Here is a 25683-nt window from a genome sequence, read left to right as displayed (position 1 = left end):
CACCTACAGCGTCATTGGACGAAAAGTGACCGAAAAATCATGTACGGAGAGCTTTTTCGACCGGTTCTCCGTGTTAAACGCGAACCTCACCCATACCCATGAGCTGTTTTCGAACCCTCCACAGGTTTGCCAGGGCGAACAGCGTGGTCAACTGAGCCGTGTTTTTCATCAGCCCACGAAAACGTATTTTCACGTAACCAAACTGCCGCTTGATCACGCGAAACGGATGCTCGACCTTGGCCCGTGTCTGAGCCTTGCAGAACTCGATCTTGCGCTTGGCTTTGTACAGTACGCTGCGCTGGTTCAGCTTGGAATAGGTGCTGCGACGCGCTGCAATCTGCCAGATCACCCCCCGATTTTCATGCTCTTCGCGCCTTTCGACACCGGTGTAACCGGCATCTGCATACACGGCGTTTTCTTCGCCATGCAGCAGTTCAGCCACCTGCGTGACATCGGCCACATTGGCAGCGGTGCCATGGACGTGATGCACCAGGCCGGACTCGACATCGGCACCGATGTGCGCCTTCATCCCGAAGAAATACTGACCGCCTTTCTTGGTCTGGTGCATCTCGGGATCACGCTTGCCTTCTTTATTTTTGGTCGAGCTGGGGGCATGAATAATGGTGGCATCGACGATGGTGCCTTGGCGCAGCGACAGGCCTTTTTCCTGCAGATAACCATTGATGACCGCAAGGATTGCCGGTGCGAGCTGATGCTTCTCCAGCAAGTGCCGGAAGTTCATGATCGTGGTGTCTTCGGGGATTGGCGCGCTCAGCGTCAGGCGTGCGAACTGGCGCATGGGCGTGATTTCGTAGAGCGCTTCTTCCATGGCCGGGTCGCTCAGGGAGAACCAGTTCTGCAACAGATGGATGCGCAGCATGGTTTCCAGAGGATAGGGTTTTCTACCGCCGCCGGCCTTGGGGTAGAACGGTTCGATCAGCTCCAGCAGGCCTGCCCAGGGCACCACCTGATCCATTTCGGCGAGGAAGCGCTCTCGGCGGGTTTGCTTGCGCTTGCCGGCGTACTCAAAGTCGGAAAAGCTCATCTGGCTCATGGGCGGCTCGGATCAGGTGTTGCGGGGATTCTCGCATAACTGAAGGCTTGTTCGGAGATTCCCTAAGTAGATGGCTCCAGCCATATGTATGAGAAAAAGAACCTTCAGGAAGAAGCGATGATTTGTATTGAATGCGTCACTCCGGAACCTCTCAAGAAGCTGTTCGATGCGCACGGGCAGGAAGCTAGCTGCAAGTATTGCCAGCGCCGTGGGAAGGCAATTGAGTCCCAGATTCTATTTGAATACGTCTATGCCCGGGTTCGCGAGAATATTGCTCGTAAGGAGAATCTCTCGGACTACGAGCTCAGCATGTTGTATGGGGCCAGAATTGAGCTTTTCCCCATTGCAGAAATAGATATTGTTCTCTCGGAATGGTTTGATCTCGGCAACGAACCATATTTCGACGATTTGTGTAGCGGTGTTCCAGATGAATTCAATCTAGATGACGCCGGCGACACTACGCACTTTTATGGCGAAGACGACGCGATGGAAGTAAACCTCTACGAAGGTCTTTGGGACCAGTTCGTTGAGGGTGTGCAGTACACGCACCGCTTCTTCAACGCGAATGCCGGAGAATTTCTCGACTCGATTTTCTCCTTGCTGGTCGCCGATAACGAAGGCCTTAAGTCTGAAGCTATCCGGACCATGGCCAATGGCGACTTGATGTACCGTGCGCGTCTTGCTAAAGGCTTCAGCGATGCGGAGAAGATAATTAATGATCCTGCTGGCCAATTCGGCCCTACTCCAAGATTCTTGGCAAGCAGTCAAAGGATGACGCCGAACGGTATCTCCGCTCTGTACTGCGCGCTGGAGCGAGAGACCTGTCTGAGCGAAATCCGCTCCATCACCGGGGATCATGTGGTGAGCACAGCGCTGACTCCAGTCGCCGAACTGAAGCTCCTTGACCTCACGGCTCTGGACCAGGTTGAACTTCCGGGTCTTTCGCTCATGGACGTAGGGTTTCGTGAGGCGCTACACCGCAAGGTATTCCTGGGCTCACTTGTCAAAAAGATGTCCAGGCCAAAGGCTCGTAATGATGAGCTGAGCTATCTGTCGACTCAGGTGGTGTTCGAGTACCTACGGCTGCGCTTTGGCAAGCAGGTCGACGGTCTGGTCTTCCCATCCGTGCAGACGGGTGAGACGGGTACCAACGTAGTCTTATTCCCCGAGGCCAGCCGCCTTGCCTATGTACCCCCGCCGGAGGCCGACGCTGAAAGAGTTGGTGACGAAAAGCCCCCCGTTGTGGTCGAGGTCGAATTGGACAATCCGTTTAAGCCGCCTACCAAGGTAATTGTTGTGCATGGCTCAATTCGGTATCACAAGGTCACGGCAATTGAGACCCATGCCCGCGAGTATCGCCATATCTACGATATCTTCATGAGCGACGAGACACGCAAGCGGCTGAACTTGGACTAGGAAGCAGGGCTTCTCTGCAGAGGCACCGGCGTTGCGGCCAGTGCCTTATGGGCGACCTTTTGGCCGATAGCTGCTGTCACCAACGGCGACTACGGGGGGGCGATTCCAGCCGGTCGAGGTCGCGAATTGTGCTGGTCAAATCCGATGCAATTGGGTGGTCAAGTCGAATGCAAACAGGTGGTCAGCTTCGGTGATTCTCACTGGTCAAGTGCGGCGCAATTTCCCAACTGCGGGCCATCGATCACTCTCAGGCCCGCAGCCGACAGCTCCAGATCTTTCAGATTTTCACTCACGCAGCAGGGCGCTGGCACCGGCTTCCAGCGCGCTGCGGGAGATTCGGTCAAGCCGCAGCGCCACAGCGACAATCCCAAGCCCAGCTCTCAAACCAGGGCCCATTTCCATTCAGGTTAGGCCCCTTGTGACTTCTGCGCCTAACCCACCGGCACCGACCAACTGCAAGTCACCATCCGCTCCATCCCAGCGCTGTACCTGCATAGTCCAAGATCAAACCGCAGGCGACCGCAACACTGTGGAGTATCATCGAAAACACCACCCCACCGGTCATTACCCTACCTACCGCGAAAATCACCCCCAGGAAAAACAACAGCACATGGCTAGTCCAAATCTTGTAAACACCAAAGTGCGCCCACATAAAGCAGCCGGCAGAGATCACGACCGCCAGGACGGCGACGGTCCAATGCTTGTTGAAGGGCAGTGTCTGCAGCAAAAATGTACGGTATGCCAGCTCCTCCACAATAGGGGGTAAGACTAAGAGCGATCCGACCATCAGCCAATACTGGGCAGGCGTCTGTCCGAATCCCAATACAGACATCTGAAATTCCCGACCTAGTCCTAGGTACAGCACTGCAGCAGTCTCTATCAGATACGCGAAGACTACCGCAGCAACCCCAATTCCCAGAACTCTGTGATCAAATCGCCCAACCAGCCTGAATCCAGGCGACAGCCGATGTTGCAAGACTACGACTGCGGTCAGAAAAAATGCGGGAACGCCGTAGAGAATGGGTATTCCGTAAGCGATGAGCGTCCAGGGATCAACAGCATGCTTCAGATAATCAGTAAGTGCTCTGTAGGTAAAAAAACTGTTGGCCCAAGAATTAACCCGGGAAGGACTGTAGACGCATAGCTACGCTTCTCTCCGATGGATGCTAATTCAATAACTGACATTATTTATAAAATCCTTTTGATCTTGCAGAGGCTATTGGAGGCTTCTGAAATAAATGCGATGGATCTCTTCTTGGGAGCAAGTCATGCTAGCCGAGCGTGCTCCGCACTCTCATGCATCATCGCCACGCTGCTCTCGATACCTTCGCGTAAGGCTCCATCTGGCCGATAGCTACGGGGTTTTCGAAACCGAGGGCGATTCACTTAAAAATCGATTTCATGATTGTTTTGAAGCATGGAGCCGAGCTTTGACACAATTTTTTTACCGCTTCAAGGCTCTCAATGCCTAAGAGTTCACCTATGTAACTGTACTTAACTCCATGTTTCGCCATTTTGCAGGCTAATGTTCGTCTGCCAGATTGTGCCGTTACACCCTGTATTCCAGATAGCTCGAGTATTCTAACAATAAGTCTGCTTAATTGGTTGCAGCTATAGTAGGTTTGACCATCTCTTACCTTGGCGCTAATTTTTAGGGCAGCCCCGGTACGACCAGACACGAACAGTGGAGAGTCTGGATCTAGTCCTCGAAAAGTTTTGTGTGAAGTGGTGCCGTGATTGCGAATTGAACGCTCTGCTAAATGTGCGTCAATTGCACAATTCGTTTTATCATTTGCCCAGAAAAGAGGTCGGCACCGACCGTTGTAGGAGATATTTTCTCTAACCTCGGATTCATGTAAAATTTCCCCGTCTGCAGTTAAATAATCTCTGACGGTTAGTTGTGAAATTTCAGTGACTGTTAGGCCGCTTGAGAAGCAGGTTAATATTAAGGCGGCGTCTCGGTTACCGTTTTCATGGCTAATTGACTTTGCCAGATTTGCAGCGTGTGCGACTTGCGTATTGGTTAGTACGGAAGATTTAGCGAGATTGTTCAAGGGTGATTTACCTGTCGACTGCAAGGGCAAGCTCAATATGATGGTTTCTATATGTGCATGTCAATGTTGCATGCTAGGCTTGGCTAGTTTTATTGTGAGTCTTGAGCTGCTACCTTCTAGATAAGTGTTAGGTGTTGAACATGAGGTACTTCCCCCAGTTAGATCGTGGCTCAACGATTTTTGAGGTTTTGGGTGTTGGGCAGTTGTTTTTTTCGAGGGATAAGGAGAGGTTCGAAGCAGTATTTTACTTTCGTTCTGTGAAAGATCTGAAAGAAAGAACCTGGTCTGGGTTCAGTATCCATGTTTTGCTTCCAATTGACGCGATTCGTGTGCTTATTCCAGGATCACTATGGCAGAACGGAATAAGAATCTCAGCGCATACATATGGGGGGCACTGGGTGGATCTTAGTAGCTATAAAATAACCTATGTGGACGCAGCCCATCATCTGCCACCTGAAGAGATGCATAAGCGACTCCTTCGTGCCAAGTGCTCGAGAGCAGAGTTCTTGTCCCATGTAAATTATGTTCAGTTTGAAAGTGAGTTCGTTAGAATTCTTATCCCTTGTGCGGAACTGTTCAGACATTACCTGTGCCCTTCAAGGGCGTATGCGAATTTTGTACTGAGCTCAGAGTTTCAGTCATGGCTGCCGTGTATTCTTAAGGGGAATGGTCTTTTTATGCCGAATGGTCGGAGCAAGTTTAACGAAAATGAAATTTATGCTACGCAACTTTTTTCATTGTCCGTGGATTCTGTTGTTTCGGGTGTGCTGCCATATAAGAATCTTCAGGTCACAAGCGTAAGCAATAGTTTGATGCCTTTCAAGAGAAATATGCTGCTCAAGTTCAATATGCCACTTGGAAGTCGTGCTAAGCTTAGAGTTACAGGGCAAACCATCAATCCAAGCCGTCACGACAAACGTCAACTACATTCACTAATTGTTGAGAAAATTCATGAGTCGGCGCGTGTATTTTTCGTACAAAATAGCCTTCAAGCAGGGGCGATTACGTGAGTGAATGGGCGGAGCATAGCTCGCAGTTAAGGCCTCATGCTCTCATTTGATTGTAGTGGATCTCATTCGATGCGATTTTTCTCTCGACTATAATATTCAATTAAAAGGTTTCTCGATGTTTGAGTTTTGCATGGGCTTTGAGTGATAGTTGCTGCGCATAATCTTTCTGGCCGTATCATGGCCAGCTATGACAAGAAAAGTGAGAAGTTCGAATGGATACGATATACATTTTCAAAAGGCAAGTGATTAAGCGGTCCAACGATCACAAGGCCGCAATGCATGCCCTACTGATTGCCAACGTTCCAAGTCAAATGGCGTCGGTGCTCCGGCAAGAATTGGATTCGATGGTTAGAGTAATATTTCTCTTGAGCCAACCATTACCACGACGAATGTCTCTGATTATGGCATCTGTTAATGGAGAAAAGTGGCGGAACGAAGGTAAAAAGGGATGGGTGACTGACCGTCAGATGGTTGATTTCGCTGACGGATTCGAAGGCTGGATTCGCCTTGTCTACGATTTCTGTTGTAGATTTGTTCATCTGTCTAGCTTTCACGATTATAACAGCCGTGATCCAATGCAGATGATTGATGAAGTGTCACGAAAATCGATTTTGGATTATTGCCGTCGTTACCATGGAGGACCTAATGGGGATGGGTTTCATGATTTGGTGCCTTACCTTCCAGACGTGCTAGAAAAAATATCGGAAAATATTGAATTTTATATTGAAGCCCTACCAAACGATGCGACGTTCCCATCAGATGATCTTTGGTAGCTTTCATATTAGGCCGTGCCGACGTGGCAACGCTTGTTCAGGTCCCTCGATTCAATGCCGAACTGTGCGAGGCGCACCAAGGTAAGCGTATTCTTCGTAATCCTCGTTGAACAGGTTTTTCACGTCGAGGTTAACTCGCAGCTTCTGTGTCACCTGATAGAAGGTCAGCAGGTCGGCCACGGTGTAACTATCCATGATGAAAGTCCGTGCGGCTATTTGACCTGCGCGGTGTGGAAGCAGCAGGGCCTCAGCTGAATAAAGTTTTCTCATTTACTGATGGATTTTCTCTTTTAATACTGTATTTCTTGTTTACTAATGCTTCTTACAGCTTCCGCCTACCAGCGCGGGCCCGGACGCTGAGTGGTGCGGATGGCGAAACGGCCGTTGCGGCCAGCTATCAAGCGGTTTGTGCCCGCTTACCGACTGGATGGCTGCCACTTCCAGCGCTTCATGCTCATCCTGCGGCGGCAGCAGGCCGGGCAGGCGGCTGGCCAGTAGTGTCTTGCCCGTGCCGGGCGGCCCCGTGAACAGCAGGTTATGCGCACCTGAAGCCGCCAGCAGCAAGGCACGCTTGGCGGCCACCTGGCCCTGCACCTCGCTGAGGTCGGGATAAGGGCGGCTGTGCAGCAGTAGACCGTTGGCGGCAAAGGGAGGCAGCGGCACCTGGCCGTTGAGGTGCGCGACCAGTTCCAGCAGGTGCCCTACGGCGTACACCACCAGCCCACCCGCCAGGCTCGCCTCTTCGGCATTTTCCCGCGGTACCACCAGTGCCCGGCCAGCCTCGCGCGCCGCCAGTGCGGCAGGCAGCACGCCCTGCACCGGGCGCAGCTTGCCCGAAAGCGCCAGCTCGCCCAGGCATTCGATGTCGGCCAATGTTGCCACCGGCACCTGGCCGTCAGCGGCAAGGATGCCCAGGGCGATGGCCAGGTCGTAGCGCCCGCCGTCCTTGGGCAGGTCTGCCGGTGCCAGGTTTTGGGTGATGCGCCTTTGCGGGTAGTTCAGCCCGGAGTTGACGATGGCGCTGCGCACCCGGTCCTTGCTTTCCTTGACGGTGGTTTCGGGCAGGCCGACCAGGGTGAGGTGGGGCAGGCCGTTGGCCAGGTGGGTTTCGACGCTGACAGCAGGTGCCTGCACGCCAACCTGGGCGCGGCTGTGGACGAGGGCAAGGGACATGGACGCTCCGTTGTCGCGAATAGGGGGCCGCTTCCTGCGGCTGGCTCAAGCATAGTGAGTGGCCTGATGGCCCTGCAGAAAAAAGTGCTTCCATGTCTTTCTGCAGGGCTGCATCACGGTTGTGGTCGTTGCTCCAGTGTCAGCTCGACCCGGCGATTTTCCGCCCGCCCTTGTACCGTGGTGTTGTCGCCCAGCGGTTGGGTATCGGCCAGGCCAACGGCACTGAGCCGGTCACCGGCGATGCCTTGCTGCTGCAGGTAGCGGACCACGCTGCCGGCCCGGGCGCCGGAAAGCTCCCAGTTGGACGGGTAGCGCGCGCTGCGGATGGTGCGCGTGTCGGTATGGCCTGCGACGACGATCCGGTGCGGCACCGTGCTCAGCACCCGCGCCAGGCGTTGCAGGACCTGCATGCCCTTGGGGTCTAGGTCGGTCTGGCCGGAAGGGAACAGGATGCTGCTGTCGATGCGGAAACTGACGCTGCGCTCGTTGCGGATCACTTGCACATCGCTGCCCAGCTGGTCCACGGGCAACGCTGCCAGCGGGTCGGGTTCCGGTTCCGGGGCGGGGCTGGCAGGGGCTGTTTCTTCGGCAGCGACCGGCTCGTCGGCCACGGGTTCGTGTGGCGCGACTTCGCCGACGCTGGAGGGGACCAGTAACAGCGCACCCGGCGCATCGACGTGCGTCAGGCTGGCGATGTCGAACGGCAGGGCCAGCTTCGCAGGCGCTTTTGGCGAAGGGATGCGGTTGATCATCGCCTGGGCCAGCATGGCCAGGACCATGACCAGCAGCAGGGTCATCAGGTCCAGATAAGTCAGCATCCAGCCTTCGCTTTCAGCTTCGTGCGTGGGGTCATCCAGCCAGTGCGGGGCGGTTGCCGCACGCTTGAGATTGCACTGGCGCTGCCGGGCCTTGTTCAGCTCGGTTTCGAGGGCGCGCTGGTGCGCCAGCCAGTGGCGGTTGTCGGCCAGGCTGCTGGGCGAGGCATCGGGCATCATGGGCGTCGGCGCCAGGCGAGTGACAGCGGCTTGCGGGCGGGGCGGGGGCCTTCGTCCTGCAGTTCGTCATGATAGTGGGCGACGAAAGCCTTGAGCGTTTCGCGCATCAACCCCGGGCTGCGTTTTCTGGCCATCATCGAAATGCCTTGCAGGATCATGTTCATGATCACCACGCGCCGCTCCGTACGGCGCTCCAGCTTGACCGCCACCGGCTTGAACAACAGGTTGGCCAGCAGCACGCCGTACAGGGTGGTGGTCAGGCTCAACGCCATCTGGCGTCCGACACTGCCCAGGTCGCCGTCGCCCAGCACAAACACCATGTTCACCAGGCCGACCAGCGTGCCCAGCATGCCAAAGGCTGGCGCGTAGCTGGCCATGGCGCGGAAGATCTGGGCTTGGGCGCGCTCCTTGGCGCGCAGCCGGGCAATGCGCCATTGCATGAGTTCAAGAATGTCCTCTTCGCCTACCTGGTCGACCAGCAGTTGCACACCGTGGCAAATGAACGGGTTGCGTACTTGCGCGAGGGCGTTTTCCACGGCGCGGCTGTCACCATCGATCCAGCGGCGGGCGAGGTTGACCAGGTCGTCGATATCGAGCTCGGTGCGCTCACGCTCGGTTCGCACAACGGCTGCGAACAGGCCCGGCACGCGCCGCACCTCTGCCATGGGGTAGCTGATGCAGGTGGCGGCGAAGGTGCCCAGCACCACGATGCCCAGGCCAGGCAGGTCGATGAGCAGCGACGGTTGCTGTGCGCTGAACAGCAGCAGGACGGTCAGCAGGAGCAGGCTGGCGAGCAGGCCGACCAGGGTCGATGGGTTCATGGGCACTCCCGTTGACGGCACCCGGCCGTAGAAAATGATGTGCAGCGTTATAGCGCCGCCGGGGTGTGGGCAAAGGGGCTAATACAGGCACTTTTGCTGTTCAGCTTGAGCGACCGGGCAGCCGGTGGCGCGCCGTGGGTGGGGGAAATTTTTTTCAGTGTGGCGCTAAAGGTCGGTTTTCCGTGCGCCGATGTTCGCGCTGACAGCAAGACAACGGCGCTGAGCGCGTGGAGCGCCGCCCCGTGTTTGCCACAAGTGCCCACCCACGAAAGGAACTGCAAGATGTCTGTGATCAATACCAACATCACCTCGCTTATCGCCCAGCAAAACCTCAGTGCTTCGGAAAGCAGCCTGAGCACCTCGATCGAGCGCCTGTCCTCGGGCCTGAAAATCAACAGCGCCTCCGACGATGCCGCTGGCCAGGCCATCGCCAACCGCATGACCTCGCAGATCACCGGCCTTGAGCAGGCAAGCAGCAACGCCAGCGACGGCATCTCCCTGGCGCAGACCACTGAAGGTGCACTGGACCAGGTGAACGACAACCTGCAGCGCATCCGTGAGCTGGCGGTGCAGGCATCCAACGGCACCAACTCGCAGTCCGACCTGCAGTCGATCCAGGACGAAATCACCCAGCGTCTGGACGAGATCGACCGTATCTCCGAACAAACGTCGTTCAACGGCGTCGACGTGCTGGCCAAAGACCAGACCATCAGCATCCAGGTAGGTGCCAACGACGGCGAAACCATCGAGATTTCGCTCAGCGAAATCAATGCCGAGACCCTGGGCCTGGGCGACTTCAACGTCAACGGTTACGACACCACCCTGACCGCAACAACCCTGACCGACGACTCGGGTACCGCGATCACCTCCACCAACACCAGCTATGTCGACAGCTCCGGTACCACCGTCAGCGGTGGCACATTGTCGGAAGACGCCGATGGCAACTACTTCCTGACCGTTGGCGGCAAGACCTACGCGGCTGAAGTAGACACCACCACCAGCGGCTCCACCACCACCGCGACCATCACCATCGATACCGACAACGCGGTCACCAAGAAGTCCACCAACACCCTGACGTCGCTGGACAACGCGCTGAACACCATCGACTCCATGCGTTCGGACCTGGGTGCGATCCAGAACCGCTTCGATTCGGCGATCACCAACATTTCCACCACGGTGACCAACCTGACGTCTGCCCGCTCCGGCATTCAGGACGTGGACTACGCCACTGAGGTATCGGCCATGACCAGCGCGCAGATCCTGCAACAGGCAGGTACCTCGGTGCTGTCCCAGGCCAACTCGATGCCGCAACAGATGCTGTCGCTGCTGCAGTAATAAAGCCAGGAGCGCGGCGCACGCCGCGCTCTTCGCAGGCTTACCGGCGATTGGGGCGCAAAGCGCCCCCGACCCTCCAGATACAGCGCCTTATCCGGGCTTTGACCTGGCCAGCACAGGGATAGCATTCAAGCTAGAGTCCCTCTGCCACAAGGCCGTTCTTCATGCCCAAGCCCCAGCGCGCCCGCACGCCAAACCCCCGTCATACCCAGGCCCCCGTCGATCTCGCCCAAGCGCGACGCCACTGCCAGCGGCGCCCGGATGACGCAAGTGCGTGGCAAACGCTCGGCAACCTGCAATTGGCCATGGAGCCTGAGCAGGCCCTGGCCAGTTTCGAGCAGGCCCTGCAGTTGCTGCCGCACGACCCGCACACACTTGAACTGGTGGCCAAGGCCGCGCAGAAGCTGGGTGACAGCGAGCGCGCCGAAGCTTTGGCCGCACAAGCACTGGATCACGCGCCACACTTCCCCCCGGCCCATCACCGGCTGGCCACGCTGCATTTCGAGAAAGGCCGTTTCACCCAGGCGCTGCAGCACATCGAGCAAGCGCTGGCGGGGCAGCCTGACGACTGCCGCATGCTGGCCCGAAAGGGGTTGATCCTCGGCCGGCTCGACCGCCACGGTGAAGCCATCACAGTGTTCGAGGCACTGGTCGGGCGGGAGCCGAAGGACTACAGCCATTGGAACAACCTGGCCAACCTGTGCAAGGACATCGGCAAGCTGGCGCTGGCGGACGAGCATTACACCCGCGCCATCGAGTTGGCCGGGCGCCGGGACGTGCTGCCTTACTCCAACCGCCTGACCACGTTGCACTACGACCCGCGCAGAAGTCGCGAGTACATTTTCGAGGTGTGCAAGCAGTGGCAGTCCCGTTTCGGGCCTGACGTGGTGCCGCCCCGCCCACAAATGATCGACCTTGTACCGGACCGGCTGCTGCGGGTCGGGCTGGTTTCTGATGGCCTGCGCCAGCATCCGGTAGGCAACATGATCGTCGGAGTGCTGGAGCGTTTGCCCAGCCATCAGTTCCACCTGTTCGCCTACAGCAGCAGCCAGGTCAGCGACCACCTCACCCGTCGCATCCGCACACGCATGCATGCCTGGCGATCGATCAAGCACATGGATGATCAGCGCCTGGCGCAGCAAATCCGCGACGATGGCATCGACATTCTTATCGACCTCAGTGGCCACAATGCTGGCAACCGCATGGGCAGCATGGCGTTGCAGCCCGCCCCGCTGTTGGTGAAGTGGGTTGGCGGGCTGATCAACACCACCGGGCTGGATGCCATCGACTACCTCCTCAGCGACGCCATCGAGTCGCCGCCAGGGGAGGATGCGTTCTACACCGAAAAGCTGATCCGCCTGCCCGACGACTACATTTGCTACGACCCACCGCCCTACGCGCCGGATGTCCTACCGTTGCCGGCTCTGGCCAACGGCTTCATCACCTTCGGCTGTTTCAACAACCCGACCAAGATCAACGATGAGCTGCTGGCGCACTGGGCTGCGCTGTTGCACGAGGTGCCCGATTCGCGCCTGTTGCTCAAGGGCAGCGCTTTTTCCAACCCCGAGCTGCGCCAGCATGTGCTCGAGGTGCTGGGCGCGCAGGGCATTGTGCCGGAGCGTTTGCAGGTGGAGGGGCCGGTGGGCCACAAGGCCCTGCTGGAAAGCTACAACCGGGTCGACATTGCGCTGGACCCATGGCCTTACTCCGGCGGCCTGACCACCTCTGAAGCGCTGTTGATGGGCGTGCCGGTGGTCACCCTGCCTGGCCCTACCTTCGCGGGGCGCCATAGCGCCACACACTTGGTCAATGCCGGCCTGCCCGAGCTGGTGGTGAGCAGTTGGGAGCAGTACAGGGCGCGTGCCGCCGGACTGGCCGGTGACCTGAGCAGCCTTGTAACCATTCGCAGCTTGCTGCGCGGGGTGTTGATGAACTCGCCGGTCTGCGACAACCAGCGTTTCGCCAGCCACTTGAGCAGTGCGTTACGGGCCATCTGGCAGCGTCATTGCGCCGGCCAGGCACCCGCCGCGTTGACGTTCGACAAACAGGGCCAAGCCTTCTTCGAAGGCGAACACGACGCCGTTGCGCTCTGCCACCCTGCGGCGCCAACGGCAGACGGCGGCTTCAGCTTCCGATTTCAGGGGCGTATCGTCACCCTGGACCATGGCGCCACGTTGCTGGCATCGCCACGATTCGTTGGGTTGCAGCGGATGGGCGTGCTGTCGACCATCGCCTTCGACCCGGCCGGCCGCATCGGTAACGCCGAACAGCTGGCCCAGTTGGGGGAGTTGCACTACTACCCCAATACCGCGCTGGGCGACGGGCGTGCGGTGACTTTGCGCGCCTGCCTGGACCCTGCGCTGAGCGCCACGCTGGAGCCATTGCCTGTACCCGGACCGCTGCAGCCCTCGCAGGTTCTGGCCCGCCTGCCGCTGCCGTCGCTGCGGCTGGATGCCATCGAGGGCTTGGGCTCGGTGGATTGGCTGTTGCTCGACAACCTCAACGACAGCGTAGCGCTGCTCGTACATGGCGCGCGAACACTGGCCAACACGTTGCTGGTGCAGGCCCGTATCAACTTCTCTGCGAGCCATGAAGGCCAGCCGGACATCGCCGCTGTCTCGCAGCGCCTGGCATTGCTCGGCTTCAGCCTCTGTCGGCTGCACAACCAGCAGTACCGCAGGTTTGCTGCGCAGGATGAGGGCTGTGCCGGCCTGGCCGCGTCACAACTGGTCTGTGCCGATGCATTGTTCTTGCCCAATGCCGAGCGCATGGCGGCGCTCTGCGAGAACCAGCGCCGCAAGCTGGCGTTCCTGCTGCACACGGTCTACGACGCAAAGGACGTGGCAGTGCACCTGTTGCGCGGGCTGGGCGACGAAGTCGCGCAGCAGTACCTGCGCCATTGCCAGCCCGGCCCGGGCAAGCCCCATGCCCCGCGTGATGCACCGCCGGCGGCGGTGCCAAGCGTGGTGCCAGCACCCTTCCAGGCGCCGCAGTTGACCTTCCCGGCCCAGGTTGCGCGCTACGTCGAGAAGCTTTACAGCAAGGCGAATGTGATTCTCGAGTATGGCAGTGGCGGGTCAACCGTCCTTGCCGGCCGAATGCCCGGCAAGACCGTGGTATCGGTCGAGAATGACCTGCACTGGGCGCAACAGATGCAGCGCTGGATCGAAGCTGCCGCACTGCCCTCGGTGCCGCGCATCTATCCGGTCGACGTGGGCGCCACAGGCGCCTGGGCCCGGCCGAAAAACGCCGAAGGCTGGAAGCGGTTCCACAGTTATCCGTTGCGGGTATGGGATGAGCCGTTCTTCCAGGCACCAGATGTGATCCTGATCGACGGGCGCTTTCGCGTGGCGTGCTTCGTCACCGCCTGCCTGCGGGTACGCAAGCCGACCATCGTGCTGTTCGATGACTACCTGGACCGCCCGCACTATCACGTCGTCGAGCGCTTACAGGCGCCAACCGAGTACATCGGCCGTATGGCGCGCTTCGATCTGCAGCCGATGGCAGATATCCCGCGCAATGAGCTGACCTGGCTGGTGGCAAGCTTCAACGAGGTGGCATACGCCAGCTGAATCGGCGGGCCTGGAAGGTCAGCCTCGGCCAACGGCCCGATAGGTCAGGCCGGCGCTGGCGGCGGCCTGGGGGTCGTAGAGGTTGCGCCCGTCGATGACCACGGCGGTGCGCAACTGCTGGCGTAACCAGTGAAAATCGACGCTGCGAAACGCCTTCCACTCGGTACAGATCACCAGCGCGTCGGCGCCTTCGATTGCCTGCTTTCGGTCGCCGGCCAGCAGCAGGTCCTCACGCTTGCCGTAAAGGCGTTGGCATTCGGCCATGGCCTCCGGGTCGTAGGCCTGCACCCGCGCACCGGCGGCCCACAATGCCTCCATCAGCTCGCGGCTGGGGGCTGCCCGCATGTCGTCGGTATCGGGTTTGAAGGCCAGGCCCCACACGGCGATGGTCTTGCCTGCGAGCTCGCCGTTCAAGGCCTGCGCCAGTTTCCTGAACAGTGAAGCCTTCTGCCGCTGGTTGATCGCCTCGACCGCGTTCAGCAACTGGGGTTCGTAGCCGACCTCGCGGGCACTGCGGCTCAACGCCTGGATATCCTTCGGAAAGCACGAACCGCCGTAGCCGCAGCCCGGGTAGATGAAGTCGTAACCGATGCGCGGGTCGCTGCCGATACCGTGACGAACCTCTTCGATATCGACCCGCAGGTGCTCTGCCAGGTTGGCCATCTCGTTCATGAAGCTGATCTTGGTCGCCAGCATGGCGTTGGCGGCGTATTTGGTCAGCTCCGCAGCCCGCAGGCTCATGAACATCAGCTTGTCGTGGTGGCGGTTGTAGGGGGCGTAGCATTCACGCATCAGGCGCTTGACCTGCTCGGAGCCCGTCCCCACGACGATGCGGGCGCCACGGGTAAAGTCTTCGATGGCGGCCCCTTCCTTGAGAAACTCCGGGTTGGAGCACACATCGAAGGGTACCGCCAGGCCGCGAGCGGCCAGTTCGGCCTTGATGGTGGCTTGGACCTTCTCGCCTGTACCAACGGGCACGGTGGACTTGCCCACCACCACCTTGTAGCCCTCCATGTGGCGACCAATGTCCCTGGCAACAGCCAGGACATACTGAAGGTCGGCCGCACCGTCTTCATCGGGCGGCGTGCCCACGGCGATGAACAGCACCTGGGCGAAGGCGATGGCCTGGGCGGCATCGGTGCTGAAGTGCAGGCGCTGGGCGCGCAGGTTGGCTTCGATCAGCAGGCCCAGGCCGGGCTCATGGATGGGCACCTCGCCGGCATTGAGACGCGCGATGCGTTGCGGGTCGATGTCCATGCACGTTACGTCGTGGCCCACATCGGCCAGGCAAGCGCTTGCCACCAGCCCCACATACCCTGAACCAAACACACTGATCTTCATGGCGTTCCTACCGTGTGGGGCGGGCTCAGCCCACCAGCGTTGCTTGCAGCCGTGTGATGGCCAGGCTGTGCAGCTGGCAGACCCGCGACTCGCTGATATCCAGCACCAGGCCTATCTCGCGCATGTTCAGCTTCTGCTGGTAATACAGGACCATCAGCAGCCGTTCCCGCTCGGGCAGGTTGTCGATGGCGCGGATCAGGCCGGTGCGATTGCTCTCTTCGAGCAATGCATTGAGGGGGTTGGAGCCCTGTGGCTCGTGGCTTGCCAGGTAGTCATCGCTGACCTGGTCGATGGGCAGCATGTGGCTGCCGTTGATGTCTGCCAGCAGCTGCTGGTACTCGGCCAAGGCCATGCCCATGGCCGATGCAATCTCGCGTTCAGTGGGGGCGCGGCCGAGGCTGTGCTCCAGCCGGTAGACGGTTTCTTCCATCAGGCGGGCCTGGCGCCTGACCCTGCGCGGTGCCCAGTCACGCGTGCGCAACTCGTCGATCATCGCCCCGCGAATGCGGTGGGCGGCAAAGGTGCCGAAAGGAATGCCCAGTTCCTGGTCGTAGCGGGTCAAGGCATCGAGCAAGCCGATACTGCCTGCCTGAATAAGGTCCTCCAGATCGAAGCCGGGCGGCAGCTTGGTCTTGAGGTTCAGTGCATGCCGTTTGACCAAGGGCAAGTACTGCTGAAGCAGCTCATGCTGGTGCATCTTGCCTTGTGCCGTATACATCGTGCGTGCCTGTGCAGAACAAGTGTGGCGGTCAGGCATCCGCGCCGTTCGCAGACTGCGCGCTGCCCAAGGGGTAGGTTCGGGATTATCGGTGCTGCGTCCGGGCAGCTAAGCCCGGAACAACCCCATGCATGCAGGGCTATTCGCCCCTTAGCGGTGGGTTATGTGGTAGGTGCGCCGATGATGCTGGTGATCCGCAGTGTGCGGTCATCGGGCACTTCGCTCAGGGCGATGACCGTCAGCTGGCGCAGGCGCCGGCGCAGGAAGCGCGACAACACCAGGCGCAAGCGGTTGGGCACCACCAGCACGGCAGGGTCATTGGCCAGCTCCTGGCGTTTGAGCGCCAGGGAGGTTTCTTTCATCAGGGTGTCTGCCAGGCTCGGCTCCAGTGAGCCGCCGTTGCCGACCGCCTGCATCACCACCTGCTCCAGGTTGAAGTCCAGGCCCATGACGCGCAGCTCGGGCTTGTTTGCGTAGTACTGGTTGACGATGGAGCGGCCGAGGGCGACGCGCACCAGCGCGGTCAGCTCCTGGATATCCGCTGGCTGCTGTGCACCTGCGTGCTCGGCGAGTGTGTCGAGGATGGTGCGCAGGTCACGGATGGGGACGTTCTCTTCCAAGAGGTTTTGCAATATCCGCTGCAGTTGGGTCAGGGTCAGCAGCTTGGGTACCACTTCCTCGACCAGCCCTTTGCCGTCGCCGCCCAGCTTGTCCAGCATCTTCTGCACCTCGCTGCGGCCAAGCATGTCCTTGGCGTGCTGATGCAGCAGGTGGTTGAGGTGGGTGGCTGCCACGGTGCTGGCATCGACCACGGTATAGCCGTAGATCTGCCCGTGTTCGCGCAGGTTCTGGTCGATCCAGATCGCCGGCAGGCCAAAGGCCGGGTCCACCCCCTCTTTGCCCTCAAGCTGGCCGGTAACCTTGCCGGGGTTGATCGCCAGCCATTTACCCGGGTAGATCTCGCCACGCCCGACTTCCACACCCTTGAGGCTGATGATGTAGGTGTTGGGCGAAAGCTCGAGGCTGTCGCGCACATGGACCACCGGTGGCAGAAAACCCACATCCTGAGCGAACTTCTTGCGCAGGCTCTTGATACGGGTGCTCAACTCACCCTGCTGGCGCACATCAACCAGCGTAATCAGGCGGTGGCCCACACGCAGGCTCAGGGTATCGACCAGCTTCACGTCATCCCAGCTCGCCTCGCTGTTCTGTGCCGCGGGCTTTGGCAAGGCGGCCTGCGCTGGCGTCTGCTCAGCCTGCTGCTCCTCCCGCGAGAGCCACCAGCCCAGGCCGCCCAGCAGTGCGGTCAGCAGCAGGAATACCAGGTTGGGCATGCCGGGCACCAGGCCCAGCAAGCCCATCACCCCGGCCGTCATCATCAGCATTTTCGGCCGGCTGAACAGCTGGCCGATCATCTGCCGGCTGACGTCTTCTTCGGTGTTCACCCGCGAGACCATTACACCGGCGGCGATGGAGATCACCAGGCCAGGAATCTGCGCTACCAGGCCGTCACCGATGGTGAGCATGGTGTAGGTGTGCGCCGCGTCGGCGAAGCTCATGTCGTGTTGCAGCAGGCCGATGGCCAGGCCACCGACGACGCACACGCCCATGATCACCAGGCCTGCCACGGCGTCGCCACGCACGAACTTGCTGGCACCGTCCATGGAGCCGAAGAAGTCCGCTTCCTGGGCTACTTCCCGGCGGCGCTTGCGGGCCTCCGGCTCGCCGATGAGCCCGGCGTTGAGGTCGGCGTCGATCGCCATCTGCTTGCCGGGCATCGAGTCCAGGGTGAAGCGCGCGCCGACTTCGGCAATACGTCCGGCACCCTTGGTGATCACCATGAAGTTGATGGTGACCAGAATCATGAACAGTGCCAGGCCCACGGCAAAGTTGCCGCCCACCAGAAACTCGCCGAAGGCCTCGATGACCTTGCCAGCGGCATCGGTGCCGGTATGCCCGTGCATCAGGATGATCCGGGTCGAGGCTACGTTCAGCGACAGGCGCAGCAAGGTGGTGAACAGCAGCACCGAGGGGAACGATGAGAAATCCAGTGGTTTCTCGGTGAGCATGCTGACGATGAGCACCATGATGGCCAGTGCGATGTTGAAGGTGAACAGCAGGTCGAGAATGAAGCTGGGCAGCGGCAGGATCATCATCGACAAGATGAGCACGATCAGTATCGGGCCGGTCATGATCTTCAGTTCGGCGCCGACGGGCCAGTTGTCGCGACGGAACAGGGCGGTCAGGCCTTTCATGGGGTCTGTAGGTCCTCGGGTGAGTGGGGGCGTCGTCCTGGCTTGTCCATGCCCTCGGGAACGTCGAGGTTGACCGGAACGGGTGGCGTGAGTCCGCCCTGTTCACTGACGCGTTTGAGGCGGATGGCCCAGGCCACCACCTCAGCGACAACGGTGTACAGTTCGGCAGGGATCTGCTTGTCCAGATCCACGTGGAAGTAAAGGGCGCGTGCCAGCGGCGGTGCCTCGAGGATGGGCAGGTCGTGATCCTGGGCGAGTTCGCGAATGCGCAATGCCACGGCATCTGCGCCTTTGGCGATTACCCGCGGGGCGGCGTCCTTATCCTTGCGGTAGCTCAGGGCCACCGCGAAATGGCTGGGGTTGGTGACGATTACATCGGCCTTGGGCACCTTGCTCATCATGCGCCTGCGCGCGCGGGCCTGTTGCAGGCGGCGTATCCGTGCCTTTACGTGGGGGTCGCCGTCGGCATTGCGGTGCTCCTGGCGCACCTCTTCCTTGGACATGCGCAGGTTTTTCGCGTACGTCCACAACTGATAAGGCGTGTCGATACCCACCACCAGGATCAGTGCGGCCACGCAGGTTGCACAGGCTTTGGCAGTCAATGCCATGAGCGTCACCAGCGCCTGCTGCGGTGGCAGTTTTGGCAGGCCCAGCAACTGGCCGATATGGGCATCGAGAAACAGGTACAGCACGGTCCCGATCAGTGCTGCCTTGGCAATGGCCTTGGCCAGCTCTACCAGCACCTGCACGGAAAACAGCCGTGCCAGGCCGCTCACGGGGTTGAGGCGAGAAAAGCGGGGGCGCGCCGCTGCCAGGGTGATGACCAGCCCGCCGAGCAGGGTAGGTGCCGCCACGGCGGCGATCAGCATCAGGGCGAAGAAGGGCACCAAGGCGAGCAGGGCGGCGCCACCAAGCGCAGTAAAGGTGCTGAGCATGCGCGCGGGGTCGAACAGTTGCGCGCGATCGAACAGCAGTGCCTGTTCGACGATGCCGCCAAGACGGTCGTACAGGTGCCCGCCCATGCTCCACAGCCCACCTATGCCCGCCAGCAGCATGATGAACGTGCTCAGCTCGCGGGAGCGGGCGATCTGCCCTTCTTCCCGGGCTTTTTCGATGCGGCGTGGCGTTGCCGCTTCCGTCCGGTCTTCTCTGCTGGTTTCGGCCATGGTTCTCCAGGCAGCTGCACGCACCCGGGCGGGGAAGGGGGCGCTATTGTGTGCAACTGCCAGGCACGCTCATCCCGCGAAAAGCCGCCTGAATGCCCCGCTATTGTGGCGTTTGTCCAGGCTGCTCGGGGGGCAGCGGCTGGGTGCCGAATTCGTCCTGGTTGAGGATGCGCTTCGCGACCTGGCTGTCGAGCACGATGATCTCGATTCGCCGGTTGGTCGCGTCGAACGGGCCCGCGCCGGGAAAGCGGATACGGTCGGACATGCCGGAAACCCGCAGCAGTTTGTCCGGGTCCAGGCCACCGGCCACCAGCTCTTGGCGGGAGGCTTTGGCGCGGTCAGCAGACAGGTCCCAGTTGCTGTAGGTGGCCTCGCCCCCCGGATAGGGATGGCTGTCGGTGTGGCCACTGATCTGGATGCGGTTGCGCAACTCATTGAGCACCGGTGCGAACGTGCGCAACAGCTGGCTCATGTAGGGCGCTACCCTTGCACTGCCCAGCTCGAACATGGGCCTCTTGTCGGTATCGAGCAGTTGCACGCGCAGGCCTTCCGGGCTTAGCTCGATGGCGATCTGCTGTTTCAGGTCGCGCAGCTTGGGGTCACGCTCCACGGCATCTTCCAGCCGCTGTTTGAGGGCCTGAAGGTGGCGCCGCTCCTCGCTCGACAGGCGGGTTGGGCGCCTCGCCTTGCGAGCCATTTCACCCTCGGACAGGCTGGCGTCGGTACCGCCGCCGGGTATGGCGCTGGTGCTGGCGGAATTCTTGTCTCCCTTGCTCAGGGCTACCAGCAAAGGCGTGCTGAAGTATTGGGCGATGGCGTCCTTGTCGCCTTTGCCGGCGTTGGAGAGCACCCAAAGCACCAGGAACAGCGCCATCAATGCGGTCATGAAGTCGGCGAAAGCGATCTTCCAGGCACCGCCATGGTGCCCCCTGGCCGCCTTTTTCCTGCGCCGGACGATGATCGGCTGGTCACTCATGCCGTTGCCGGGCTCGGCTGCCCGATCCCCCCTCGCACATGGTTCTCCAGCTCATCGGCACTGGGCCTTTCCTCGCTGTGCAAGGCCTTGCGCCCGAACTCCACCGACAGTTGCGGGGGAATGCCCTTCACATGGGCCAGCAAGGTCACGCGCAGGCAGTGCAGCATCTTGGTGGACTCGGCCGTTTGCCGTTCGATGCGGCTGGCCAGCGGCGCGACGACGCCGTAGGCCAGGTAGATGCCGAGGAAGGTGCCTACCAGGGCGTGGGCGATCATCTGCCCCATCATGTCGGGGCCCACGTTCACAGCGCTCAGGGCCTTGACCACCCCGAGCACGGCGGCAACGATGCCGAAGGCGGGCAAACCGTCACTGATCTTGTACAACGCATCGGCGGGCAGATGGGCCTCGTTCTCGAATTCCTCGATCTCGTGCTGCATCAGCTCATCGAGTTCGTGGGCCTGTAGTGACAGGCTGATGAGCAGGCGCAGGTAGTCGACGACGAAGTTCAGCAGCAACGGGTCATTCAGCAGTTGTGGATACTGGGAAAACACTGGGCTCTGCTGCGGGTCGTCGATGTCCCGCTCGATGGCCAGCAGGCTCTCTCTGCGCGCCTTGTTGAGCAGGTTGTACAGCATGCCCAGCAGGTCCAGGTAGAACGCCTTGTCGTAGCCGGTGCTGCGCTTGAATGTCGAGATCGCGCCGAAGGTGGCGCGGATGGCCTTGCCGTTGTTGGCGGCGATGAAGGCGCCCAGCGCGGCGCCGACGATCATCAGCAGCTCGGTGGGTTGGTACAGCGGCCCCAGGCTGCCACCGGACAGCACGAAGCCACCCAGTGACGAGGCCAGTGCCACGAATAGACCTAAAAAAATGAGCACGTCGCCGCTCCTCAGCTTCCAGTGAATGTTCGCTGAAGATCGGCAACGACGAGAGGTGACTTGAAAGAACTTGTCTGGGAAGGGGTAAAGCCCGGTCAGCGCTGGCTGGCCGGGCGCAGGTTATCGAGGGTATCGGGCTCGACCTCGCGGCGTTTCAAGGTCTTGCCTGCACGCGAGGGTGGTTGGCAGATGCCACAGACATAGTTCTGCGTTGGTGAATAGGAGTGGGTGATGAACGCCCCTGAGCAGCAGGAGCAACGAATCTGCTCAAGCATGCCGTTCTCGACGAAGCGCACCAGCGTCCAGGCGCGGGTCAGCCCCAGCACCCGCTCGCCGTCGGTATCGCTGGCATGTTCCATGTACAGCCGGTAGGCCTTGATGAAGGCATCGATCCGGTGGCCGCCTATCTCCAGCATGCTGCGGTAGATGTTGTAGAACAGCGAGGAATGGATGTTCGGCAGCCAGGTCACGAACCAGTCTGTTGAAAAAGGCAGCATGCCTTTGGGCGGCGGGGCTCCACGTACTTCCTTGTACAGCCGGATGAGCCGCCCGCGGGTGAGCGACGTTTCCGTCTCTACCACCTGCAGGCGAGCCCCCAGTTGGATCAGCTCGATGGCCAGCTGTACCTGCTGCATCTCGGTGACCAGACTTTTCTCCGACATGGCTCAGACGCCGCTGCTGTGCATGCCATCTGAACGGTCGGCAGCCGCCATCAGCAGGGAAGTGTGGATTTCAACCATGCCCAGTTCGCGTGAGTTTTCCAGTGCCTTCGAAATACGATCGGCTTCTTCGAAGATGGGCCGGCAGATCAGTTGGTTGATCCTTGACAGTTGGGTCATCTGTTTGCTGCTCAGCCCGGTCAGCAAGTCCGCCATGTTCTCGCTGAGTTTCAGGCGAAAGATCGCGACTTCACGATCTTTGCGCAACATGTTCTGCGCCAGCAGCAGATAGGAAAGGTTGAGTTCCTGAATGTCTGCAAGGTAGCTATTGGTGTGCGGCACCGTTCTCCCCTCCTTCAAAAGTTGCTACGCCCCGATACCCCGTAAAACCTTTTTGCCAACCACGCCTGGTGCGGGCCCGAACACGTTCGAAGCCGTTGGTGCGAGCGTTTGGGTGGCCTGGTTTTTTCGGCTTATCAATGTGTTGAGCAGTGGTGTGCTCCGTTTGGAGCATCGAGAAATTTTTCCTAAACTATCAAGCGTGTCGACCGATAACAGAAAGGGGCAGACTTTTTCCCGGTTATTTTTCGTGCTCTTGAAGGCACTGATTTTTACACCAGAATGTTGCATTAGTTAGCTTGCTTATGATGGCGGAATGTACCTACTGGCACAAGCGATGGCTCAACGATAGCACCTTGCCGCCTGTGACGCGGTACGCATTATCAAGATCGTTCTTTTGCCGGCCCACTTGCATGAGTTCGCCAAGGTGGTTCTGCCGGGCTTGTAGAAAGCGGCTTACTTGGCTGTCCAGCGCCACTATTTCAGTGATTAGTTCAAGTTTGCGCAGTTGCCCGGCCTCATCGAGTTCGGCCTGACTTTCGGCGCGGCGCAGGCTGGCGGCATCGATAAGGCCCTGCGACTTTAGTGCGAAAATACCGTCCCAATCGGCATTTTCCGCGCACGTCAGCATGCGTCGCGATTGCTCAAGCAGCCCTTCGTAGGCAGCGATAACTTGTGCTTGCAGCATAACTACCGTTAATCCTCGGTTTGCGGGCCGATCGCGGTCCAGGCCGAGGCGATAGTGCCCAGCAAATTGGCGGCGGCATTGAGCGATTCTTCGTTGTTTTCAAGGTTGGCGCGTAACAGCAGGCGCACAACGAAGTCATAGAGTTCGTCCAGTTGCCGGGCGATGCTGCCGCCTTGCTCCAGGTCCAGCGAAGCGCGCAGGCCGCGGGTGACGATGTTGATCGCCCGGGTGATCGCCTTGCCCTTTTCGGGTGTGTTGCCCGCCTGCATGTGCAGTTTCGCCAGGCGCAGCGCCGCCTGGTACTGGTCGAACAGCAGGCTGATGCGCTGATGCGGCGAAGCGGCCAGGATGGCGCTTTCCAGGCCGACCCTGGCATAGGCGCTGGCATCGTGTGATGACATCATCCTGCATGCTCCGTCGTTGACACATTAATCACTGTTGAGAGCCTCGAATTGTTCGGTGAGGTAATCGGCGGTGGAGTTCAGCGTGGAGATCAGCGTATCCAGCTCGGTGAACTGTTCGCGCCAGCGCTCCATTTCGGAATCGATCAGCGCCTGCTTTTCGTCGTAGCGTTCTTCGAGTTGATCGAGCTTGTTGTCCAGGCTGTCTGTCTTGGCCGGGATCAGGCCGGTGTCTTCATCCAGGTAGTTGTCCAGGTCTTCGGTCATGCGGGTGATGAAGCCTGAGCTGCCATCGCTGCCGATGAAAAATTCGGACACCGCGTCGATGTTGTCCTCCAGGGCGCTTGCCAGCGTGTCTTCATCGATCGACAGCGTGCCGTCCGATTCCAGGGCAATACCCAGCTGCGAGAGGTAGCTGAACGTGCCGCTGCCAATCTGCGTGTAGATGTCGCTGGCCAGCTCCGTGCTGATACGACGGGTGGTGGAGTCGCCCAGCAGCTCGCCACTGGTGCCGGCATCGGCGTCATAGGCGGTAAGTTCGTCCACCGTGGTGACGAAGTCGTTGTAGGCATCGACGAATGCGGTGATGGCGCTTTCGATCGAGTCGGTATCGCGGGTGATGGTCAGTGTCTGTGAGCTGCCGGTGTCGCTCAGGGTCAGTGTGACGCCCTGCAGGGCTTCTTCCACCGTGTTGCTCTGGCTGGTGATGGCGATGCCGTTGATGGTGAGTTCGGCATCCTGTGCCGCCACCGTCTCGGTCATGTTGCCCGTGCCGTCGGCATAGCCGAACAGGGAGGCGGCCAGGTCACTGCTGTCGCTGCTGCTGTAGCTGACTGTCATGGCCGCTTCGGTGCCGGTGCTGTCGGACGTCAGCACCAGGCGGTAGGGGCTGTCGCTGCCGTCGCTGACGATGGTCGCGGTGATGCCGGCGTCGGCATCATTGATGACATCGCGCAGGCCTTCCAGGGTGTTGTTGCTGCTGTCGAGGGTGATGGACACTGCATCATTGCTGCCCGCCTGCAATGTCAGCGTGCCAGTGCCCAGGGCCGTGGTCGTATCGCTGATGCCATCGGTTGCCAGGCTTTGGGCTTGGGCAAGCTGGGTCACCTCGATGCTGTAGGTGCCGGCCACAGCCTCGCTGCTGGTGGTCACCGCCACGCCGCTGCCCGAAATGCTGGTGCTCAGAGACTCGTACAGGCTGGCGTCGGCCAGTGCTTCGGCGGCTGACTGCAGCGTGTCGAGTGCGCTGGTCAAGGTGCCATAGGCCGAGATTTCGGCTTCGACAGACTCTTCCTGAGCGGTGATCGGGTCCAGCAGGCTTGTGGTCTTCGATTCCTCCAGGCTCTCCAGGATGCTTTCCAGATCAAGCCCCGACCCTACGCCGAGGCTGGTAATGCTTGCTGTGGAGCTGGTGGTGGTGGTCATGTGCTGGTCCGTCCTGATGTGCGCGTCTGGGCGCAACATCGGCAAGCGATGACTGCGTCTTTAAGGCATTACCCTAAAAATGTGTGACGCATGTCTCAAACCTGCATGGCCATCACATCCTTATAGGCAGTGAGCAGGCGATTGCGCACCTGGACGCCCATCTGGAAGGCGACGCTGGCCTTCTGCGAGTCGGCCATTACATCGACCAGTGACACTTCGCTGCTGCCCGCCTGAAACGCATTGGTCCGGCTGCTCGCGGTTTGTTGCAGCTGGTTGATGCGCTGCAGTGAGGCCTGCAGCTCGCCAGCAAAGCTCCCGGCGGCCTGGCTCAGCCTGTTGGCGCTACCGCCCTGCGCCTGTTCGGCGAGGCTGCTCAACTGTTGCAAGGCATCGGCAAGGGCTTGAGTGGTCATGGCGCAGTGGCTCGTGGCTGGCGAATACGCGGCAGGTTAGCAAGCCTGAGTCTGTAGGAATCGGCCCAATTGACCGTAAAACTACGGGCTTTTCTGCCCTTTGCCGGCGAGCAGCCTGGCGACAATGACGCTGAGCCAATCCCGCCTGGACCCCTTTGCCAACCGGCCGACGGACCGCGGGTCGATTACCACTGCCAGCGGACTCTGTAATGCCCCTCTTTCCG

The 25683-nt window shown here is 59.9% G+C and carries 23 protein-coding genes and 2 pseudogenes; 5 read left to right on the top strand and 20 right to left on the bottom strand.

What is annotated here, in order from left to right; genetic code table 11:
• Positions 1-73: 73 nt before the first annotated feature.
• A complete protein-coding gene (locus tag ACEWE8_RS08015) occupies positions 74-1054 on the bottom strand; it encodes an IS5-like element ISPa41 family transposase (RefSeq protein ID WP_003117291.1) in 981 nt (326 codons plus the stop codon).
• 84 nt (positions 1055-1138) lie between these two features.
• Between ACEWE8_RS08015 and ACEWE8_RS08010 the strand changes: the two genes are divergently transcribed.
• Entirely contained in the window at positions 1139-2470 is a 1332-nt protein-coding gene (locus ACEWE8_RS08010) for an RES family NAD+ phosphorylase (protein ID WP_232248882.1), read from the top strand.
• Between the two features lie 285 nt (positions 2471-2755).
• On the opposite strand, the pseudogene ACEWE8_RS08005 reads toward ACEWE8_RS08010, so the two are convergent.
• From ACEWE8_RS08005 to ACEWE8_RS07995, 3 genes and pseudogenes are all read right to left on the bottom strand, one after another.
• Positions 2756-2923 (bottom strand): annotated as a pseudogene (locus ACEWE8_RS08005) (proline/glycine betaine ABC transporter permease); the annotation flags it as partial.
• A 7-nt stretch (positions 2924-2930) separates the two neighbouring features.
• On the bottom strand, positions 2931-3302 hold the full coding sequence (locus tag ACEWE8_RS08000) for a CPBP family intramembrane glutamic endopeptidase (protein WP_197888507.1): 372 nt from the start codon (positions 3300-3302) through the stop codon (positions 2931-2933).
• A 550-nt stretch (positions 3303-3852) separates the two neighbouring features.
• On the bottom strand, positions 3853-4524 hold the full coding sequence (locus ACEWE8_RS07995) for a site-specific integrase (protein WP_197888508.1): 672 nt from the start codon (positions 4522-4524) through the stop codon (positions 3853-3855).
• Positions 4525-4664: 140 nt separating this feature from the next.
• Between ACEWE8_RS07995 and ACEWE8_RS07990 the strand changes: the two genes are divergently transcribed.
• Positions 4665-5534, top strand: coding sequence for a hypothetical protein (locus tag ACEWE8_RS07990; protein ID WP_197888509.1), 870 nt, complete (start codon positions 4665-4667; stop codon positions 5532-5534).
• Between the two features lie 212 nt (positions 5535-5746).
• The gene (locus tag ACEWE8_RS07985) at positions 5747-6307 is read left to right on the top strand and encodes a hypothetical protein (RefSeq protein ID WP_197888510.1); all 561 of its coding nucleotides are present in this window, start codon (positions 5747-5749) and stop codon (positions 6305-6307) included.
• A 51-nt stretch (positions 6308-6358) separates the two neighbouring features.
• Here the strand turns inward: ACEWE8_RS07985 and ACEWE8_RS07980 are convergent, their stop codons facing one another.
• The 4 genes and pseudogenes from ACEWE8_RS07980 to ACEWE8_RS07965 all read right to left on the bottom strand — a co-directional run bounded on the left by ACEWE8_RS07980 (position 6359) and on the right by ACEWE8_RS07965 (position 9296).
• Entirely contained in the window at positions 6359-6502 is a 144-nt protein-coding gene (locus tag ACEWE8_RS07980; protein WP_332299388.1) for a hypothetical protein, read from the bottom strand.
• Positions 6503-6628: 126 nt separating this feature from the next.
• Positions 6629-7480 (bottom strand): annotated as a pseudogene (locus ACEWE8_RS07975) (YifB family Mg chelatase-like AAA ATPase); the annotation flags it as partial.
• Between the two features lie 113 nt (positions 7481-7593).
• Positions 7594-8475: an OmpA family protein gene (locus ACEWE8_RS07970; protein ID WP_046786909.1), complete on the bottom strand. Its 882-nt coding sequence runs from the start codon at positions 8473-8475 to the stop codon at positions 7594-7596.
• Positions 8472-9296 (bottom strand): motility protein A, encoded by an 825-nt coding sequence (locus tag ACEWE8_RS07965; protein ID WP_046786910.1) that lies wholly within the window; start codon positions 9294-9296, stop codon positions 8472-8474. The genes ACEWE8_RS07970 and ACEWE8_RS07965 overlap by 4 nt, the downstream gene beginning before the upstream one ends.
• Before the next feature lie 282 nt (positions 9297-9578).
• Here ACEWE8_RS07965 and ACEWE8_RS07960 point away from each other — a divergent pair, with 282 nt between their 5' ends.
• Positions 9579-10631, top strand: coding sequence for a flagellin (locus ACEWE8_RS07960; RefSeq protein ID WP_046786911.1), 1053 nt, complete (start codon positions 9579-9581; stop codon positions 10629-10631).
• 164 nt (positions 10632-10795) lie between these two features.
• Complete coding sequence (locus tag ACEWE8_RS07955; protein ID WP_395589242.1) at positions 10796-14203, top strand: tetratricopeptide repeat protein; 3408 nt, start codon at positions 10796-10798, stop codon at positions 14201-14203.
• A gap of 18 nt (positions 14204-14221) precedes the next feature.
• Here the strand turns inward: ACEWE8_RS07955 and ACEWE8_RS07950 are convergent, their stop codons facing one another.
• The 12 genes from ACEWE8_RS07950 to fliE form a co-directional block, all read right to left on the bottom strand.
• The gene (locus ACEWE8_RS07950; protein ID WP_046786913.1) at positions 14222-15544 is read right to left on the bottom strand and encodes a UDP-glucose/GDP-mannose dehydrogenase family protein; all 1323 of its coding nucleotides are present in this window, start codon (positions 15542-15544) and stop codon (positions 14222-14224) included.
• Positions 15545-15569: 25 nt separating this feature from the next.
• The gene (locus ACEWE8_RS07945; protein ID WP_046786914.1) at positions 15570-16262 is read right to left on the bottom strand and encodes an RNA polymerase sigma factor FliA; all 693 of its coding nucleotides are present in this window, start codon (positions 16260-16262) and stop codon (positions 15570-15572) included.
• Positions 16263-16423: 161 nt separating this feature from the next.
• Positions 16424-18517 carry a flagellar biosynthesis protein FlhA gene (gene flhA, locus ACEWE8_RS07940; RefSeq protein ID WP_046786915.1) on the bottom strand — a complete coding sequence of 698 codons (2094 nt, stop codon included), beginning with the start codon at positions 18515-18517 and terminating at the stop codon, positions 16424-16426.
• The gene (flhB, locus tag ACEWE8_RS07935) at positions 18514-19683 is read right to left on the bottom strand and encodes a flagellar biosynthesis protein FlhB (protein ID WP_046786916.1); all 1170 of its coding nucleotides are present in this window, start codon (positions 19681-19683) and stop codon (positions 18514-18516) included. The genes flhA and flhB overlap by 4 nt, the downstream gene beginning before the upstream one ends.
• Positions 19684-19783: 100 nt before the next feature.
• Positions 19784-20659 carry a flagellar motor protein MotB gene (gene motB, locus ACEWE8_RS07930; RefSeq protein WP_046786917.1) on the bottom strand — a complete coding sequence of 292 codons (876 nt, stop codon included), beginning with the start codon at positions 20657-20659 and terminating at the stop codon, positions 19784-19786.
• Positions 20656-21534 carry a flagellar motor stator protein MotA gene (motA, locus tag ACEWE8_RS07925; protein ID WP_046786918.1) on the bottom strand — a complete coding sequence of 293 codons (879 nt, stop codon included), beginning with the start codon at positions 21532-21534 and terminating at the stop codon, positions 20656-20658. Before motA ends, motB begins: the two co-directional genes overlap by 4 nt.
• A 95-nt stretch (positions 21535-21629) precedes the next feature.
• Complete coding sequence (gene flhC, locus ACEWE8_RS07920) at positions 21630-22196, bottom strand: flagellar transcriptional regulator FlhC (protein WP_046786919.1); 567 nt, start codon at positions 22194-22196, stop codon at positions 21630-21632.
• A gap of 3 nt (positions 22197-22199) precedes the next feature.
• Positions 22200-22535, bottom strand: a complete 336-nt coding sequence (gene flhD / locus ACEWE8_RS07915) for a flagellar transcriptional regulator FlhD (RefSeq protein ID WP_046786920.1) — start codon at positions 22533-22535, stop codon at positions 22200-22202.
• 319 nt (positions 22536-22854) lie between these two features.
• Positions 22855-23220 (bottom strand): flagellar protein FliT, encoded by a 366-nt coding sequence (locus tag ACEWE8_RS07910; protein WP_046786921.1) that lies wholly within the window; start codon positions 23218-23220, stop codon positions 22855-22857.
• 8 nt (positions 23221-23228) lie between these two features.
• Complete coding sequence (fliS, locus tag ACEWE8_RS07905; RefSeq protein ID WP_046786922.1) at positions 23229-23624, bottom strand: flagellar export chaperone FliS; 396 nt, start codon at positions 23622-23624, stop codon at positions 23229-23231.
• 24 nt (positions 23625-23648) lie between these two features.
• Positions 23649-25046, bottom strand: a complete 1398-nt coding sequence (fliD, locus tag ACEWE8_RS07900) for a flagellar filament capping protein FliD (protein ID WP_046786923.1) — start codon at positions 25044-25046, stop codon at positions 23649-23651.
• 95 nt (positions 25047-25141) lie between these two features.
• Positions 25142-25459, bottom strand: a complete 318-nt coding sequence (gene fliE / locus ACEWE8_RS07895) for a flagellar hook-basal body complex protein FliE (protein WP_046786924.1) — start codon at positions 25457-25459, stop codon at positions 25142-25144.
• Positions 25460-25683 lie beyond the last annotated feature (224 nt).

Source organism: Pseudomonas sp. TR47, from assembly GCF_044143025.1.
Taxonomy (GTDB): domain Bacteria; phylum Pseudomonadota; class Gammaproteobacteria; order Pseudomonadales; family Pseudomonadaceae; genus Aquipseudomonas; species Aquipseudomonas putida_E.
Note: the sequence above shows the minus strand (reverse complement) of the source record. Positions and strands in the feature narration are given on the sequence as shown.

Bases quoted from the DNA above. Each gene is read 5' to 3' on its own strand.
- ACEWE8_RS08000 (WP_197888507.1), bottom strand. From the start codon at position 3,302: ATGTCTGTATTGGGATTCGGACAGACGCCTGCCCAGTATTGGCTGATG.
- flhB (WP_046786916.1), bottom strand. From the start codon at position 19,683: ATGGCCGAAACCAGCAGAGAAGACCGGACGGAAGCGGCAACGCCACGC.
- ACEWE8_RS07950 (WP_046786913.1), bottom strand. From the start codon at position 15,544: ATGAAGATCAGTGTGTTTGGTTCAGGGTATGTGGGGCTGGTGGCAAGC.
- ACEWE8_RS07945 (WP_046786914.1), bottom strand. From the start codon at position 16,262: ATGTATACGGCACAAGGCAAGATGCACCAGCATGAGCTGCTTCAGCAG.
- ACEWE8_RS08010 (WP_232248882.1), top strand. From the start codon at position 1,139: ATGTATGAGAAAAAGAACCTTCAGGAAGAAGCGATGATTTGTATTGAA.
- flhA (WP_046786915.1), bottom strand. From the start codon at position 18,517: ATGAAAGGCCTGACCGCCCTGTTCCGTCGCGACAACTGGCCCGTCGGC.
- ACEWE8_RS08015 (WP_003117291.1), bottom strand. From the start codon at position 1,054: ATGAGCCAGATGAGCTTTTCCGACTTTGAGTACGCCGGCAAGCGCAAG.
- fliD (WP_046786923.1), bottom strand. From the start codon at position 25,046: ATGACCACCACCACCAGCTCCACAGCAAGCATTACCAGCCTCGGCGTA.
- ACEWE8_RS07910 (WP_046786921.1), bottom strand. From the start codon at position 23,220: ATGCTGCAAGCACAAGTTATCGCTGCCTACGAAGGGCTGCTTGAGCAA.
- flhC (WP_046786919.1), bottom strand. From the start codon at position 22,196: ATGTCGGAGAAAAGTCTGGTCACCGAGATGCAGCAGGTACAGCTGGCC.
- ACEWE8_RS07960 (WP_046786911.1), top strand. From the start codon at position 9,579: ATGTCTGTGATCAATACCAACATCACCTCGCTTATCGCCCAGCAAAAC.
- motB (WP_046786917.1), bottom strand. From the start codon at position 20,659: ATGAGTGACCAGCCGATCATCGTCCGGCGCAGGAAAAAGGCGGCCAGG.
- ACEWE8_RS07980 (WP_332299388.1), bottom strand. From the start codon at position 6,502: ATGGATAGTTACACCGTGGCCGACCTGCTGACCTTCTATCAGGTGACA.
- fliE (WP_046786924.1), bottom strand. From the start codon at position 25,459: ATGACCACTCAAGCCCTTGCCGATGCCTTGCAACAGTTGAGCAGCCTC.
- ACEWE8_RS07970 (WP_046786909.1), bottom strand. From the start codon at position 8,475: ATGATGCCCGATGCCTCGCCCAGCAGCCTGGCCGACAACCGCCACTGG.
- ACEWE8_RS07965 (WP_046786910.1), bottom strand. From the start codon at position 9,296: ATGAACCCATCGACCCTGGTCGGCCTGCTCGCCAGCCTGCTCCTGCTG.
- ACEWE8_RS07990 (WP_197888509.1), top strand. From the start codon at position 4,665: ATGAGGTACTTCCCCCAGTTAGATCGTGGCTCAACGATTTTTGAGGTT.
- ACEWE8_RS07985 (WP_197888510.1), top strand. From the start codon at position 5,747: ATGGATACGATATACATTTTCAAAAGGCAAGTGATTAAGCGGTCCAAC.
- fliS (WP_046786922.1), bottom strand. From the start codon at position 23,624: ATGATGTCATCACACGATGCCAGCGCCTATGCCAGGGTCGGCCTGGAA.
- ACEWE8_RS07955 (WP_395589242.1), top strand. From the start codon at position 10,796: ATGCCCAAGCCCCAGCGCGCCCGCACGCCAAACCCCCGTCATACCCAG.